Origin of the sequence: Sulfitobacter sp. (assembly GCF_036961165.1) — a bacterium.
In the GTDB taxonomy this organism is placed as follows: domain Bacteria; phylum Pseudomonadota; class Alphaproteobacteria; order Rhodobacterales; family Rhodobacteraceae; genus Sulfitobacter.
This window is the reverse complement of sequence record NZ_JBALVJ010000034.1, coordinates 1-14,571: the sequence shown is the minus strand read 5'-3', so window position 1 is coordinate 14,571 and position 14,571 is coordinate 1. Positions and strand designations below refer to the sequence as shown.

The 14,571-nt window shown below is 57.8% G+C and carries 15 protein-coding genes, 1 tRNA gene and 1 pseudogene; 8 read left to right on the top strand and 9 right to left on the bottom strand.

Annotated features, from left to right (window positions below; translation table 11 throughout):
* Positions 1-4: 4 nt before the first annotated feature.
* On the top strand, positions 5-640 hold the full coding sequence (aat, locus tag V7730_RS14195) for a leucyl/phenylalanyl-tRNA--protein transferase (protein ID WP_335748256.1): 636 nt from the start codon (positions 5-7) through the stop codon (positions 638-640).
* Here the strand turns inward: aat and V7730_RS14190 are convergent.
* The 5 genes from V7730_RS14190 to V7730_RS14170 all read right to left on the bottom strand — a co-directional run bounded on the left by V7730_RS14190 (position 604) and on the right by V7730_RS14170 (position 4,273).
* On the bottom strand, positions 604-957 hold the full coding sequence (locus V7730_RS14190; protein WP_335748255.1) for a DUF2155 domain-containing protein: 354 nt from the start codon (positions 955-957) through the stop codon (positions 604-606). The two genes, aat and V7730_RS14190, sit on opposite strands and share 37 nt — an antisense overlap.
* The gene (locus V7730_RS14185) at positions 957-1,340 is read right to left on the bottom strand and encodes an NADH:ubiquinone oxidoreductase subunit NDUFA12 (protein ID WP_335748254.1); all 384 of its coding nucleotides are present in this window, start codon (positions 1,338-1,340) and stop codon (positions 957-959) included. Before V7730_RS14185 ends, V7730_RS14190 begins: the two co-directional genes overlap by 1 nt.
* 458 nt (positions 1,341-1,798) lie before the next feature.
* The gene (locus V7730_RS14180; protein WP_335748253.1) at positions 1,799-2,158 is read right to left on the bottom strand and encodes a RidA family protein; all 360 of its coding nucleotides are present in this window, start codon (positions 2,156-2,158) and stop codon (positions 1,799-1,801) included.
* Positions 2,159-2,226: 68 nt separating this feature from the next.
* On the bottom strand, positions 2,227-3,492 hold the full coding sequence (gene clpX, locus V7730_RS14175) for an ATP-dependent Clp protease ATP-binding subunit ClpX (RefSeq protein WP_335748252.1): 1,266 nt from the start codon (positions 3,490-3,492) through the stop codon (positions 2,227-2,229).
* 130 nt (positions 3,493-3,622) lie between these two features.
* A complete protein-coding gene (locus tag V7730_RS14170; RefSeq protein ID WP_335748251.1) occupies positions 3,623-4,273 on the bottom strand; it encodes an ATP-dependent Clp protease proteolytic subunit in 651 nt (216 codons plus the stop codon).
* 155 nt (positions 4,274-4,428) lie between these two features.
* On the opposite strand from V7730_RS14170, the gene V7730_RS14165 reads away from it, so the two are divergent.
* From V7730_RS14165 to V7730_RS14155, 3 genes and pseudogenes are all read left to right on the top strand, one after another.
* On the top strand, positions 4,429-5,622 hold the full coding sequence (locus V7730_RS14165; RefSeq protein ID WP_335748250.1) for an FAD-binding domain-containing protein: 1,194 nt from the start codon (positions 4,429-4,431) through the stop codon (positions 5,620-5,622).
* Positions 5,623-5,752: 130 nt separating this feature from the next.
* Positions 5,753-7,784: pseudogene (locus V7730_RS14160) on the top strand (PhoX family protein).
* A gap of 178 nt (positions 7,785-7,962) precedes the next feature.
* Positions 7,963-8,124, top strand: a complete 162-nt coding sequence (locus V7730_RS14155) for a DUF6434 domain-containing protein (RefSeq protein ID WP_335748249.1) — start codon at positions 7,963-7,965, stop codon at positions 8,122-8,124.
* Positions 8,125-8,128: 4 nt separating this feature from the next.
* On the opposite strand, the gene V7730_RS14150 is transcribed toward V7730_RS14155, so the two are convergent.
* On the bottom strand, positions 8,129-9,148 hold the full coding sequence (locus tag V7730_RS14150) for a zinc ABC transporter substrate-binding protein (protein ID WP_335748248.1): 1,020 nt from the start codon (positions 9,146-9,148) through the stop codon (positions 8,129-8,131).
* Between the two features lie 93 nt (positions 9,149-9,241).
* On the opposite strand from V7730_RS14150, the gene V7730_RS14145 reads away from it, so the two are divergent.
* From V7730_RS14145 to V7730_RS14135, 3 genes are read left to right on the top strand one after another with little or no spacing between them, the layout of a single operon-like run.
* Positions 9,242-9,724, top strand: coding sequence for a Fur family transcriptional regulator (locus V7730_RS14145; RefSeq protein ID WP_335748247.1), 483 nt, complete (start codon positions 9,242-9,244; stop codon positions 9,722-9,724).
* Positions 9,721-10,473 carry a metal ABC transporter ATP-binding protein gene (locus V7730_RS14140; protein ID WP_335748246.1) on the top strand — a complete coding sequence of 251 codons (753 nt, stop codon included), beginning with the start codon at positions 9,721-9,723 and terminating at the stop codon, positions 10,471-10,473. Before V7730_RS14145 ends, V7730_RS14140 begins: the two co-directional genes overlap by 4 nt.
* A complete protein-coding gene (locus tag V7730_RS14135; RefSeq protein ID WP_335748245.1) occupies positions 10,470-11,270 on the top strand; it encodes a metal ABC transporter permease in 801 nt (266 codons plus the stop codon). Before V7730_RS14140 ends, V7730_RS14135 begins: the two co-directional genes overlap by 4 nt.
* A 58-nt stretch (positions 11,271-11,328) precedes the next feature.
* On the opposite strand, the gene kynU is transcribed toward V7730_RS14135, so the two are convergent.
* The 3 genes from kynU to V7730_RS14120 all read right to left on the bottom strand — a co-directional run bounded on the left by kynU (position 11,329) and on the right by V7730_RS14120 (position 14,299).
* Complete coding sequence (gene kynU / locus V7730_RS14130; protein ID WP_335748244.1) at positions 11,329-12,519, bottom strand: kynureninase; 1,191 nt, start codon at positions 12,517-12,519, stop codon at positions 11,329-11,331.
* Entirely contained in the window at positions 12,520-13,347 is an 828-nt protein-coding gene (locus V7730_RS14125) for a tryptophan 2,3-dioxygenase (RefSeq protein WP_335748243.1), read from the bottom strand. It lies immediately after the preceding gene.
* Between the two features lie 76 nt (positions 13,348-13,423).
* A complete protein-coding gene (locus V7730_RS14120) occupies positions 13,424-14,299 on the bottom strand; it encodes a hypothetical protein (RefSeq protein WP_335748242.1) in 876 nt (291 codons plus the stop codon).
* 120 nt (positions 14,300-14,419) lie between these two features.
* Between V7730_RS14120 and V7730_RS14115 the strand changes: the two genes are divergently transcribed.
* A tRNA-Thr gene (locus tag V7730_RS14115) sits at positions 14,420-14,495 on the top strand.
* Positions 14,496-14,571 lie beyond the last annotated feature (76 nt).

Here is a 14,571-nt window from a genome sequence, read left to right as displayed (position 1 = left end):
ACCCATGGGGGAACTGACACCGGAGCTTTTGCTGCACGGCTATAGCGTCGGCATCTTCCCCATGAGCGAAAGCCGCGACGATCCAGAGATTTTCTGGGTCGATCCGCAGCGTCGTGGAATCCTGCCGCTGGACGGATTCCATATTTCCCGCTCTCTCGCGCGTGCGATGCGGCGCAGCAGGTGGGCCATCACAACTGACCACGATTTTACTGGCGTGCTGGATGGCTGTGCAGATCGCCCTGATACATGGATAAATGCTGAAATCCGCGCGCTGTATATCGCGCTGTATGAACGTGGTCAGGCGCATTCAGTCGAGGTGTGGGAGGACGGCGCGCTGGTTGGCGGGGTCTATGGCGTGGTCCTTGGGGCTGCGTTCTTTGGGGAAAGCATGTTTTCGCGCCGGACAAACGCGTCGAAAATTGCCCTTGCCTGTCTGGTGGATCGTTTGCGTCAGGGGGGATTTTCCTTGTTTGACACGCAGTTCATCACTGATCATCTTGCCTCACTGGGCGGGATCGAGATCAGTCGGGTGCGATATCATGCCAAGCTTGCCGATGCGAAAGAACGTACCGCGTCTTTCACAGCAGCGGCGGATGCCAACCCTCAGGACGTGATGCAACGCATGACCCAGATATCATAGCGCTGATGCTCCATCGCGTTCAACGCGGGGGCAGAGGCGATCATCCAGCCTGAAAATACAGTACCAGCGCGGCCGGTCTCTGACACTTCCATCTCGGCGTAGGCGTCACCGGAAGGGTTGCCTTGAGGGTAGCGACATTCGTTCAGAACAATTTTAAGTGGGCCAATACTGGCCACCTGACCGTTTGGAATGGACAGATCAATGGTGGTGCCGGACGTCTTGTCCAATGCACGCAGGATCGCGCCCTTGCCGTTGCTGGTCTGTTCAGCCGCGGCAGTACTGGCGCAGAGCGCCAGCATAAGTGCCAGTTTGCGCATCACTCGGGGCTCCACGCCTCATAGTCACCGCGGTCGGCAGGGTGTTCGCGGCGGATCGACCCGCTAGGCGCATAGGCCAACATGGTGCCGGTCAGGTTTTCCTGATGCGGCTTTTCCCATTCTTTATGGACCAATGGCCTGTCTGTCGGCAGTTCGTCCCAGGTCCGGTGCAGCCAGCCGTGCCAGTCAGGATTCACCCGGCTCGCCTCAATCTCACCGTTGAAAATCACCCAACGTTTGCTGTCATCGCTGTTGCGATAATAGATGTTACCCTGAGCATCTTCGCCCACCTTTTCACCCTTACGCCAAGTGAAAAGCTGTGTGTTGAGCGTCTGACCGTTCCACCAAGTGAATGCGCTCAAAACTTTGCTGAGAATACCCATGCGAGACTCCTGTTATACTTGTTCGGGTTATGGCTATAAATTCGGTGAAGGTCCAGCCATCTGATTGTGCGGTTAGCGATCCCGTGAAATCCGCGCGGCCAGCCGAACCGGAGCGGAACAAATCACAAAGTAGTGGCCATCAAGATCAGTATCCCCGCCCCACCCACCAGTCGCCGTCGCCGGCGCATTTGGCCATTCTGTCAGACTTGCCCCTTCGGGGATCGTCTATTTGTGCAAGTGATCCAATGCAAACGGTGTATCTTGGGCACTTTCAGGGCGTTCTACCACCTTATCGCGGCAAGGTTCTATGAGGCTTCCGCCTTCTACTTGTTTACTGGCGGAAATTTGGCCTCAAAATCCTTTTGCCACATCAAACAGGTGCCAACTCCTCGCCCCAAAGCAATAGAAGTAAGCAAAGCTGGACCAACCAAAGCCCAAATTTGTTTCGGACCCCACCGTCAACTATTCGAGGCGACCGCGGTGACCTCGATCTCGATCCGGTATTTCGGGTCGATCAAGCCACATTCAATCATCGTCGCTGCAGGCGGGTTGGCGCCGAAAGTCTGCGCAAGGATTGGCCAACAAGGTTCAAATTCCGTGCGGTCGGGCAGCATATAAGTCACGCGAACCACCTGATCCATGCTGCTGCCTGCCTGTTTGAGCGCGTCCTTGATGATGCGCAGGGCGTCGCGGCATTGGGCGGTAACGTCATCACCCTGCCCTACAGTACCTGCCACATGCACAAATCCACCCGCCACAACAGCGCGGCAATAGCCCAACTTGGCCTCGAATTCGCCACCAGAAGAAATACGTTTCATATCAGTCCTTTCCACGAAAAAAGGCAGACCCAAAAGCCTGCCTTTCAAGATACGGTTACATGCACAGTTCAGCCAGCTGTTGCTGGCTCTTTTTCCGCTTCGGCATAAATCATCAGCGGCGCCGCGTCAGAATTCACAGCTTCTTCGTTCACAACCACTTCCGTCACGCTATCCAGACCCGGCAGCTCGAACATTGTGTCGAGCAGGATGTCTTCGAGGATAGAGCGCAGACCGCGTGCGCCAGTCTTGCGCAGTATGGCGCGTTTGGCGATGGCCTGGAGCGCGTCGTCGGTAAAGGTCAGCTGGGTGTCCTCAAGCTCAAACAAGCGTTGGTATTGCTTGATCAATGCGTTCTTCGGCTGCGTCAGGATTGTGACCAGCGCATCCTCGTCCAGATCTTCTAAAGTTGCCAGCACAGGAAGGCGGCCAACAAATTCAGGGATCAAGCCGAACTTCAGCAGATCTTCAGGCTCAAGTTCGGTAAAGATTTCGCCCACACCGCGCGCGTCATTGTCCCGCACATCGGCACCAAAGCCCATGGCAGAGCCCTTGCCCCGTGCCGCGATGATCTTGTCCAGACCAGCAAAAGCGCCGCCGCAGATGAACAGGATATTCGTGGTGTCCACTTGCAGGAATTCCTGCTGTGGATGCTTGCGCCCGCCCTGCGGCGGTACACTTGCCACAGTGCCTTCCATGAGCTTGAGCAGCGCCTGCTGCACGCCCTCACCCGAAACGTCACGGGTGATGGAAGGATTTTCCGATTTGCGCGTAATTTTATCTACTTCGTCGATGTAGACGATGCCGCGCTGCGCACGCTCCACATTATATTCGGACGATTGCAGCAGCTTGAGAATGATGTTTTCAACGTCTTCACCAACATAACCCGCCTCGGTTAGCGTGGTCGCATCCGCCATGGTGAACGGCACGTCCAGAATCCGCGCCAGCGTTTGTGCCAGCAACGTCTTGCCGCAGCCTGTTGGACCCATCAGCAAAATGTTAGATTTCGCCAATTCGATATCGCCGCCCTTTTCGGCGTGATTAAGGCGTTTGTAGTGGTTGTGGACCGCCACAGACAGGACCCGCTTCGCGGTTGCCTGACCGATAACGTAGTCATCCAGAACGCTACAGATGTCCTTGGGCGTCGGGACACCATCTGTCGCTTTTAGGCCGGAAGCCTTTGTTTCTTCACGGATAATATCCATGCACAGCTCGACACATTCATCGCAGATGAACACGGTTGGCCCTGCAATGAGCTTGCGTACCTCATGCTGACTCTTACCGCAGAAGCTGCAATAGAGTGTGTTTTTGCTGTCGCCACTGGTTGAATTGGCCATGTGAGCCCTTTCAGGTCTAAAGCTTGGATGTGCGCACCTGAAACAGGTAGCACTATACGAATTGCCTTTAACTCTAAGTCACACACTCCGGTCCTGCAATCGCGAAAACCGGAGTGCGCGACGTTGTGTCTTACTTGCCCTTTTTGGGCTTTTTGGCACTGGCGTCGTCAGATTTGCCGCGATTTTCCACGATCTCGTCGATGTGGCCCCATTCTTTTGCCTCTTCGGGGGTCATCCACTTGTCCCGGTCCAGTGCGGTTTGCACTGTGTCATAATCCTGGCCCGAGTGCTTGATATACAACTGGTACATCCGCTCGCGGGTCTGTTCGATGTGACGTGCGGAGATCAGGATATCCTCTGCAACCCCTTGGGATCCGCCGGAAGGCTGGTGGATCATCACTTCGGAGTTGGGCAGCGCGAACCGCAGGCCCTTTTCGCCGCCAATCGCGATGACCGACCCCATAGAGGCCGCCATGCCGCAGATCAGTGTCGAAACTTTGGGACGGATGTACTGCATGGTATCATAGATCGACAGGCCCGCAGAAACCTCGCCACCGGGCGAGTTGATGTACATGCTGATTTCCTTGGCGGGGTTCTCGGCCTCAAGGTGCAGAAGCTGTGCGACGATAAGGTGGCTCATCCCGCTGTGAATCGGGCCGTTGATAAATATGATCCGCTCCTTCAGCAGGCGCGAGAAGATATCATAGGCGCGCTCGCCGCGGCTGGTCTGCTCTACCACCATGGGTACAAGGTTCATGTAGGTCGCTACGGGATCGTGCATATGCTCTGCCTTCGATTGGAGTTGAGCGGGACCATACCCGCACAAGCGTTTACACAAGATTAGTCGCCGTAGGGGGGAGCTTCAAGGGGGGCTGACGCCCGATCACATGTCCGGTTGATCCGCCCCGCCCCTGCACTATCTCGCTGGGCATGGATATGACATCTTCCCTCTTCCCGCCCAGCGCTGCCGCCGCCCATGCGCGGTTGGCCGATTTTGCGCCCAGCGCAGGCGTGCAATACGCCCAAAAGCGCAACTTTGATCTGGGGGCAGGTGCGCATACCTATGTCTCGATCCTATCGCCCTATCTGCGGATGAAAATTTTGGACGAGGTGGACGTGTCTCGTGCGGTTCTGGCGCACACGGACAGGAAAGAAGCCGAAAAATTTCTGATGGAGGTCTGGTGGCGCACCTATTGGAAAGGCTGGATGGAACAGCGTCCCGCCATCTGGACCGACATCCGCGATGATCTGACCCGCCTGCAGAACGAGGTGCAAACCCAAAGCGGACTACGCCAGCGCTGGCAGGCTGCGTGTTTAGGTCAGACCGGGATCGTGCCATTTGACACTTGGGCACAGGAACTGGCCGCCACAGGGTATCTGCATAACCATGCGCGCATGTGGTTCGCATCTATCTGGATTTTCACGTTGGGTTTGCCGTGGCAGTTGGGGGCCGATTTCTTTTTGCGCCACCTTCTGGACGGTGATGTGGCTCTAAACACGCTCAGCTGGCGCTGGGTGGCCGGTATCCAGACGCAAGGAAAGACCTATCTGGCAGACGCCTCCAACATTGCGAAGTTCACGGATGGACGGTTTGTGGGAGTTCAGGGGCTGGCCCAAGACGCTTTCTGGATTGCACCGCCCTTGCCACCTGAGAGGCAAGACATTCCAGCACTTACCGCCTACTCTGGACAACCTACAGACCGTGTGGGTGTGCTTTTACATTCCGATGATCTTATCCCGCCTGATGTCTTGGTTAGGTCCGGCTTCACTCCCGTCAGCACCGCGTATCTAGATGGCACCGCCGCGCAGAGCCCGTGGAAAAGCTCCCCTTTGGTAGCGAACTTTCGCACGGCGTTGATGCACGATGTGGCGCCTCATGCGAACGTGCTCTATGGCCCCGAGGCTCTAGTGCAGTGGGCAAAAACCCACCGGCTAGACCACATCGTTACACCCCATGCGCCAGTGGGCAGTCTGCGCGACTCATTAGGTCGCGCTAGCACTTCCCTGTCTGTCCCAATATTCGAGGTAAGGCGCGCGGTTGATACTGCCGCATGGCCGCGCGCCACCGCAGGTTTTTTTAAATTCCGCCAACACATCCCCGACTTTCTGGATCAATTTGTTCGTGCCTGAAGGCTCTTCTACCTGTTATGGAGGGAATCCTGCAAATGTTCCGCCTTCATGATAGCGTAATCGCGGCGTCACAAATCTGTGACGGAATCGGCGCAGAAGGCATCCAACCTATCAGCGAGCGGAGCAAGCAATGACACGCAAAGAAATCCTCAACGACCCGTCCATCGGTAACAAGGCCGAAGCTTATGAGGCGTTTGATGACATCCCGACGAACCCGAACCTCAGCCGCACCATCGGTGAGGTTGTGGCGGCGCGCTATTCACGTCGCGATATGTTCAAAGGCGCGCTGGCGGTGACAACCACAACAGCGCTCTTTGGTACCTCCGCTATGATCGCGCCTAGGCAGGCCGCCGCGACCGGCACCTCGCGTTATAACTTCACCGAGCTTGAGTGGGGCAATGATACGATGCACCACGTGGCCGAAGGCTATGACGCCGAGATCCTGTTGCGCTGGGGCGATCCGATCACCGCTGACGCGCCAGAGTTCGACGTGATGAACCAGACAGCCGCGGCACAGCTGCAACAGTTTGGCTATAACAACGACTATGTGGGCTTCACCCCTCTGAACGACACAGGCACACGCGGCCTGCTTTGTGTGAACCACGAATACACCAACGAAGAAGTCATGTTTCCCGGTTTGGGCCGTCAGGATCGCGACGCATTCAAAGGCTTGACGCCAGAACTGATCGACATCGAAATGGCCGCCCACGGTGGCACCGTCGTCGAGATCGAGAAAGAGCCAACAGGCGAATGGCGCGTTGAGCGTAACGGCAAGTACAACCGCCGTATCACGCCGCTGAGCACCAAGATGACAATCTCTGGCCCAGCGGCAGGTCACGCTCGCATGAAAACCAACGCCGATCCCGAAGCCAGGACCATCATCGGCACGCTGAACAACTGTGCTGGCGGCATGACCCCTTGGGGCACCTACCTGATGGCCGAAGAGAACTTCCACGGCTACTTCTGGACTTCCAAGCTGGATGGTGAGGGCAAACCCGATCTGAGCACCCTGCCCGCCGCAGACGTCGCACGTCACAACCGCTATGGCGTGCCGGGCATGTGGTACGCTTGGGGCACCACCCATGACCGCTTTGACATCGACAAAGAACCCAACGAGCCTAACCGCTATGGCTGGATCTCAGAGGTTGACCCGCGCAACCCCGATGCGATGCCAGTCAAACACACCGCTCTTGGCCGCTTCCGCCATGAGGGCTGTGAGACGACGCAAGCTGCCGATGGCCGCCTTGTGGTCTATTCGGGCGACGACAACCGCTTTGACTACCAGTACAAGTACGTCTCCAACGGCAAAGTCTCGGACGATATGGCCGCAAACTCCAAGCTGCTGAGCGATGGCACCCTGTTTGTTGCGCGCTTTGACGAAGACGGCACGATTGTCTGGCTGCCGCTGGTCCATGGCAAAGGCCCTCTGACAGCCGAGAACGGCTTTAACGATCAGGGTGACGTGATGATCGACACGCGCCTTGCCGCTGACCTGCTGGGCGCCACCCCGATGGACCGTCTTGAGGATGCCCAGCCGCACGGTGACGGCTCTGTCTATCTGATGCTGACCAACAAGCTCCAAACGCAAGCCGGACGCTGTGGATGCGGCCAACCCGCGCCCCGAAAGCTCATTTGGTCACATCATCGAGATCAAGGAAGACGGCGGCGATCACGGAGCGCCGAAAGGCACTTGGTCGATCCTTGTGAAATGCGGTGATCCCTCCGTGGCCGAAGTGGGCGCGCTGTGGAACCCCGAGACATCGGAAAACGGATGGTTCGGCTCGCCGGATAATGCCGCGATTGATGCCGATGGTCGGCTTTGGGTGTCAACCGATCAGGGCCGCAACTGGGGCAAGACCGGCAAATCCGACGGGCTTTATGCGGTGGAAACGGAAGGCGAAGCGCGCGGTACATCCAAGCTGTTCTTCCGCTGCCCCGTGGGCGGTGAGATGTGCGGCCCCTACTTCACCGATGATCAGGAAACGCTCTTTGTCGCTGTGCAGCACCCCGGCACAGACGGCACCAAGGATCTTGTCGGGTTCGAGCGGAACTCGACCTTCGAAGATCCAGCGACCCGCTGGCCAGATTTTGACCCAGCCATGCCACCGCGGCCTGCTGTGGTCGTGGTCACCAAACAGGGCGGCGGCAAGATCGCGGTTTAAATCCTCATTTCCAAGAGACATTTCAGCACAGTTTTTGACCCCGCCTTATTTAGCGGGGTCACATTCATTATGACTACAATTTATGGTACAATTTTGGGATGAGCCGTTAGCCTTCTGCGCCTCCCCCCGAACGGATGTCCGCACCGGTTAACACAGTGCACCTTTGAGACCGTAAACGGTGATCACAGACAGTTACCGCAACACCCAGAACGTCAGACGGTTTTTCAAGATCCAGATCGGGCCGGAGTTCAAATTCAACCGCCCCTTTATGGCGTGGCTGAAAAAGAACAGCGGCCTGACCTTTGGTGATGCGGTGGTGGCTTACCGCACCTTTTTCTGAGCGCCTACTTGGCTGTCAGGCACGCTGCCAGATCGTCCGCAAACCGGCGCAGCATGGCGGCGTAGTGTTCTTCACCATTCCCCATCGGATCAAGCTCGGCCAAGCGCGTGTCCTGCCCTTCCGTGACAGTGCGCAGCAGGGATGTGTTTTCCTGAGGCGAGGTAAAGGCGCAGGCGACGGGATGCTTGGCTAACTCATCGCGCAGTGCTTTGAGGCTGGCAGGCCCGGGGGTGCGGCCATCACCGGGAATGACAAATGCTTTTGCCTGCATCCCGAAGGAAGCCTCGAAATACTGCGTGCCATCGTGCAGCACGATGAAGGGGGTATCATGCAGCGGCGCCAGCAGCGTGTTGATATCTTTCACGGCTGCGCCGACCTCCTCGCTCAGCGCGGTCCAGTTGTTCATGTAGGTCTGAGCATTGTCTGGGTCTATCTGCGCCAGCGTCTGCGCGACCACACCAGCCCAGTGCACGGCGTTGTCCGGTGAAAGCCAGCCGTGCGGGTCAACATCGCCGTGGTGCTCATGCCCGTGCGCAGCATCATGGTCGTGGCCTTCCTCGTGCTCGTGACCCTCTTCATGGTCATGGCCCTCTTCATTTCCTGCGTCCTCGTCATGGTGCTCCTCATACCCGCGTTCATCGCCGTGTTCATCTTCGTGCATGGCGTGTCCGCCCAAAATGCCCGCCGCACGCAATTCCAATCCCTTGGTTTTGGGATGTTCCATCAGCGTCAGACGTGCGGCATTGCCAGAAAGGGTGTCCAGCGGCTCTTCCAGCCAATGGGTAAGCCCGGGACCAACCCATACGACCAGATCGGCATTGCGCAAAGCGCGCGCTTCTGACGGGCGCATGGCGTAGCTGTGGGGCGAAGCACTAGTGGGGATAATAAGCAACGGGCTACCCACCCCTTCCATCACCTGCGCCACCAAAGAACGGATCGGCGCGATGTCGGCCACCACGCGCGGGGCCTCCTGTGCAGCCAGCTGTGTCGAAGTCAGGCAAAGAGCGGCAAGCAGAGGGCGCATACGGAGAATCCTTTTGATTAGTTTCGGGGCCTTGCTACTCGTAATGTTATAACATATCAATTCCGAAATTAGTGAACAGCGGAGACCTGTCCCATGTCTGATCCCATCGGCTTTCAATGTCGCGATCACAGTGCGTGCATGCAGACCATGCTCGCACAGGCGCAAAACCACTGTGAGGTAGCTGGCCTACGCCTGACCCCCGTCCGCCGCCGCACGCTTGAGATTCTACTGGCCGAGCATCGTGCGCTAGGGGCCTATGATGTGCTAGCCCGGTTATCCGCAGATGGCATGGGCACGCAGCCGCCCGTTGCATACCGTGCGCTGGATTTTCTGGTCAAAGCGGGGTTCGCCCATAAGATCGAAGCGCTGAACGCCTACACCGCCTGCGTGCAACCCGGTCACAGCCATACACCCGCCTTCCTGATCTGCCGCAATTGCGAGACCGTGGCAGAGGCCGACACCGCCCCCGCAGAAGGTCGGCTTGGTGATGCCGCACGCGCTGCCGGCTTTGTGATTGAGCACATGGTGGTCGAAGCCACAGGCCTGTGTCCTGATTGCGCCGGAGCCGCCGCATGAATACATTGATCGAGACACACAACCTACGCCTCGCTTACGGCGGCCGCACCGTTTTGCACGATGTGAACATCAAAATTGATCGGGGCGAGATCGTCACCATCGTAGGACCAAACGGATCGGGAAAATCCTCACTGCTGCGCGCACTGATAGGCGCGATACGCCCCCTAGAGGGAACGGTGAAGCGCGCGGCGGGCCTGCGCATCGGTTATGTGCCTCAGTCTCTCGCGATTGATGCCACCCTGCCCCTTACAGTTTCACGGTTTCTCAATCTGCCGGTACGGATCAGCGATAAAGTTGCGGCCGCAGCGCTTGTGGACGCAGGCGTGGCGGATCTGGGCCAGCGCCAGCTTGGCGCGCTGTCCGGAGGGCAGTTCCAAAGAGTGCTGCTGGCCCGCGCCTTGCTGCAACAACCTGATATTCTGATCCTCGATGAAGCCACCCAAGGGCTGGACCAGCCCGGTTCGGCGAAATTCTACCAGCAAATTGACGCTGTGCGCCGGACCCGTGGGTGTGCGGTGTTGATGGTCAGCCACGATCTGCATGTGGTCATGGCCGCCTCTGATCGCGTTTTGTGCCTGAATGGCCATGTTTGCTGTGAAGGCACGCCGCAGGTGGTCGCAGATGCGCCTGAATACCGCGCGCTGTTTGGCACGGGCACGCAAGGCGCGCTTGCGCTGTACCGGCATGACCATGACCACAGTCATTCCCACGACCACGAGCCGCATAAACACGAGGAGCCTGTAGCATGATAGATGATTTCATCCTCCGCGCGGCGCTTGCCGGTCTTGGTGTCGCTTTGGCAGCCGCCCCTCTGGGCTGCTTTGTCGTTTGGCGGCGCATGGCCTATTTCGGGGATGCCACCAGCCACGCCGCGATCCTTGGCGTGGCACTTGCACTCGCGACTGACTTGCCTGTGTTTGCAGGTGTTCTCGCCGTCGCTCTGGCAATGGCGCTGATCATAAGCACGCTGGCGGACCGGCAGGTAAGCTCTGACGCGCTGCTGGGAGTACTGGCGCATTCGGCGCTCGCGCTTGGACTGGTGGCGGTGTCCTTCATCGACGGAGTGCAGGTCGATCTCGAAAGCTATCTGTTTGGCGAGATTCTGGCCGTGACGACACACGATGTGGTGGTGATCTGGACGGGCGCAGGTCTGGTGCTGGCGCTTCTTGTCTGGCGCTGGCAGGCGCTGCTGACCTCAACCCTCTCGGCTGATCTGGCCACGGCCAGCGGCATTTCACCTAGACGAGAACAGCTGTTCCTTACGCTGGCGCTGGCATTGACGGTAGCAGTGGCGATCAAAGTGGTCGGTGCCCTTCTGATCGCTGCGATGCTGATCATTCCTGCTGCCACAGCGCGCCCCTTTGCCCGCACGCCAGAGGCGATGGCCGCCTACGCCCTTGCCGCAGGAAGTATTGCAGCCTTGGGTGGTCTGTTCGGTGCTTTCGCCTTTGACACGCCGGCAGGTCCCAGCATTGTCACGATGGCCGCCGCGCTTTTTGCGCTCAGCGCGGCCCTATCACCGCTTCTGCGCCGCGCAGAGCAGTGAACAGCATCCCCCAAAGCTCTTTCAAAAGGTGAGCTTCGGGGGGGGGACGCCTGATATATCAGGTAACTTTTGAACGGACCTTGTACTTATCCTGATCCCAAAGATCGTTATTCATCACATCGGCAATGATCTTGACCGCAGCAGTAATATCCGCCGCGTCCAGATACATCGGCGTGAACCCAAAGCGCATGATGTCTGGCGCACGGAAGTCCCCTATCACCCCGCGATCAATCACCGCCTGCATCGCGGCATAGCCATCGTGGAAGCGGAAAGAGACCTGAGAGCCGCGCACAGCGCTGTCACGCGGGCTGGCCAGAGTGAGCGTAGGTACATCGCGCTCCACCTCGGCAATGAACTGTTCTTGTAGCGCGATGGATGCTGCCCGCAGCTCTGCCATGTCCACATCAGCCCAAAGGTCCATCGCCACTTCCAGCGCCGTCAGCTGGATCACTGGCGGTGTGCCCACACGCATCCGCTCAATCCCCGACCCTGCCTTGTAGTTGAGATCAAAGGCAAAGGGCTGACGGTGCCCTAACCAGCCACTCAGCGCGGGTTTAATCGTTTCTGCCAGATCGGGGCGCACGTAGATAAACGCAGGCGCGCCCGGTCCGCCGTTGAGGTATTTATAGGTACAACCGATGGCAAATTCACAGTTGGAGCCGGAAAGATCAACTTCGAGCGCGCCTGCCGAATGGGCTAAGTCCCACAGCATCACCGCGCCCTTGGCATGCGCCACCTCTGTCATCGCCTTCATGTCGTGCATGCGGCCGGTGCGGTAGTCCACTTGAGTCAGCATCAGCACTGCAACGCTTTCATCCACCGCGCCTGCCACGTCTTCGGGGGCCACGGTACGCAGTTCATACCCCTGCTCCAACAATCCGACGAGGCCTTCGGCCATGTAAAGGTCAGAGGGGAAGTTGCCGGTATCGCTGAGGATCACGCGGCGCTCTGGCACCATCTTGATCGCTGCGGCCAGCGCCTGAAACACCTTCAGCGACAGCGTGTCGCCCATCACAACAGAGCCTTCTGGCGCGCCCACGATCCGCGCCACCTGATTGCCAACGCGCGCTGGCTGATCCATCCACCCCGCCCCGTTCCACCCGCGAATGAGCATCTCGCCCCACTCATCAGTGAGCATGCTCTGCACCCGTGCGGCGACAGCCTTTGGCATCGGGCCTAGCGAGTTGCCATCAAGGTAGATCACGCCTTCCGGCAAGATAAACGCTTCTTTTCTCAGGATATTGGACACTTACAGCGCTCCTCTTACATTCCATAATTCGGGAAACAGTTCTACTTCGAGCATCTTACGCAAGTAGGCCACGCCCGCCGTACCACCAGTGCCGCGTTTGAACCCGATGATCCGCTCGACCGTGGTCACGTGGTTAAAGCGCCAGCGGCGGAAGTAGTCCTCAAGATCAACCAGCTTTTCCGCCAACTCATAGAGGTCCCAATGGGCGCGCGGATCCTCGTAGACGCGCTGCCAAAGGTCTTGCACGGCGCGGTCAGCGGTCCAGTCCGCCTGCCCCGGCTCTCCGGCCAACGGAGCGTGCTCAAAACGCGTACATAGCAACGATATCGCCACCTGATAGAGACTGGGCTGGGCCAGCTCTCCTTGCAGCCGCGCGTAAGCCTCTTCGCGATGCTTGTGCAGCTTCATCAGAGCGCTGTTGCGGTTGCCGAGAATGAACTCAACCAGCCGGTACTGATGCGACTGGAAACCGGATGAGTTGCCCAGACTGGGCCGAAAGGCAGTGTATTCGCTGGGGGTCATGGTGCGCAGCACGTCCCAGGCCGAATTAAGCTGTTCGAAAATGCGTGCAACGCGGCTGAGCATCTTGAAGGCGGTGGGCAGCTCCCCCTGCAACATGGATGCGCGCGCGGCCTCCAGCTCATGTATCGCCAGCCGCATCCAAAGCTCAGATGTCTGGTGCTGCACGATAAAGAGCATCTCGTCATGGGCATCCGACAACGGGTGCTGCGCGTTCAGGATCGGATCAAGGCCAAGGTAGTCCCCGTAGGACATGTCCTTGGAGAAATCCATTTTAGCGCCCTCGGCAGCCTTCTCGAAATCACTCATCCCACGTGCCTTTTGCAATTGTTTGAGGGTGATCTATCATGCCTAAAGCCATCAGACCAATGATCAAACGGGGGGCTTAAGGCAAAAGCACCCGAACGCCGGTCATGGCAGCGATGACGGCAACATCCTCGTCATATGCATCGCTCATGTCCTCGACCACGTCATCGGTCCACCCCGGCATATCGAGCTCTTCCTCGACCTCATCCTCGATCGCGTATTTATCCAGAAATGCGGCTATGGCGCGGCGCTTTTGATGCTCCGTCATGGCCGGGTGGTCTTTGAGATACGCGCGGAAACGTTTCATGCCTTCGGTGCTCATAATAGAGCTTAGAAGATCAAACCCGCCGATGATCTTCTGGTCGTCGGATAAGCCTGCCATCTGGCGGATGATATGCGCCCAGATCATAGGCGAATCCTCATTGCACCAGACCGTGATCGGCACATTCGGGACAGCTTCGCGTAGCAAGCCAATGGTTTCGGACCACACAACATCGCGCGGATCGCGCCCCCCCCAGAAAGCCTCTACATCCTGATTGTCGGATTTGTTGTACAGAATCGGCAGCAAACTCGCTGGGTTACGGATGCCCATGAAAATCTCGACGTCGTCACCCTCGAAAATCTGCGCCATACGCATCATGCGCACAGGTGCCGCGGGATAGAACATGCCCTGCTGGAACGCGGACTTCGGCGTGCGGAAAAAGTTGGCGTCCGACAGGATCACCCGCTGCGCCTCACCCTCATCCAGAATCGCATCCATCAACACATCGCGCGCCATCTCAGATGCTGGTGCACTGGCCATTGCATTAAGCGTTTCGCGCAGAATTCCGCGATACCTCGTGTGTCCGGGCACCAAGGTCCCCTTCGCCGCAAAGTCATCCGCATTGCGCAACAGGCACTTCACTAGCCTGTCTTCTTCCGTGAAATGCACGCCTGTATGTAACACCAGTTTCATATTTTACCGCCCATTTGTTTCTTTTCGTGATAGCGTTGTCTATCAGAGCTGTAAAACCTGCAAAAGGATCATAAAAGCCTCTTGCGCGATCTGCGCATTCGCATTAGACGACCGCCCAGTGCCCCTATAGCTCAGCTGGTAGAGCAACTGATTTGTAATCAGTAGGTCCGCGGTTCGAGTCCGTGTGGGGGCACCATTTTTGGTTTAAATTCAATAGTTTACGTGATTTTTGAATTTAGTAAAATTTGCCGAAAAAATCCGGAAGCTTATCG

Excerpts from the sequence above, each read along its gene's own strand:
- aat (WP_335748256.1), top strand. The coding sequence starts at position 5 with ATGGGGGAACTGACACCGGAGCTTTTGCTGCACGGCTATAGCGTCGGC.
- V7730_RS14190 (WP_335748255.1), bottom strand. The coding sequence starts at position 957 with ATGCGCAAACTGGCACTTATGCTGGCGCTCTGCGCCAGTACTGCCGCG.
- V7730_RS14185 (WP_335748254.1), bottom strand. The coding sequence starts at position 1,340 with ATGGGTATTCTCAGCAAAGTTTTGAGCGCATTCACTTGGTGGAACGGT.
- V7730_RS14180 (WP_335748253.1), bottom strand. The coding sequence starts at position 2,158 with ATGAAACGTATTTCTTCTGGTGGCGAATTCGAGGCCAAGTTGGGCTAT.
- clpX (WP_335748252.1), bottom strand. The coding sequence starts at position 3,492 with ATGGCCAATTCAACCAGTGGCGACAGCAAAAACACACTCTATTGCAGC.
- V7730_RS14170 (WP_335748251.1), bottom strand. The coding sequence starts at position 4,273 with ATGCACGATCCCGTAGCGACCTACATGAACCTTGTACCCATGGTGGTA.
- V7730_RS14165 (WP_335748250.1), top strand. The coding sequence starts at position 4,429 with ATGACATCTTCCCTCTTCCCGCCCAGCGCTGCCGCCGCCCATGCGCGG.
- V7730_RS14150 (WP_335748248.1), bottom strand. The coding sequence starts at position 9,148 with ATGCGCCCTCTGCTTGCCGCTCTTTGCCTGACTTCGACACAGCTGGCT.
- V7730_RS14145 (WP_335748247.1), top strand. The coding sequence starts at position 9,242 with ATGTCTGATCCCATCGGCTTTCAATGTCGCGATCACAGTGCGTGCATG.
- V7730_RS14140 (WP_335748246.1), top strand. The coding sequence starts at position 9,721 with ATGAATACATTGATCGAGACACACAACCTACGCCTCGCTTACGGCGGC.
- V7730_RS14135 (WP_335748245.1), top strand. The coding sequence starts at position 10,470 with ATGATAGATGATTTCATCCTCCGCGCGGCGCTTGCCGGTCTTGGTGTC.
- V7730_RS14125 (WP_335748243.1), bottom strand. The coding sequence starts at position 13,347 with ATGAGTGATTTCGAGAAGGCTGCCGAGGGCGCTAAAATGGATTTCTCC.
- V7730_RS14120 (WP_335748242.1), bottom strand. The coding sequence starts at position 14,299 with ATGAAACTGGTGTTACATACAGGCGTGCATTTCACGGAAGAAGACAGG.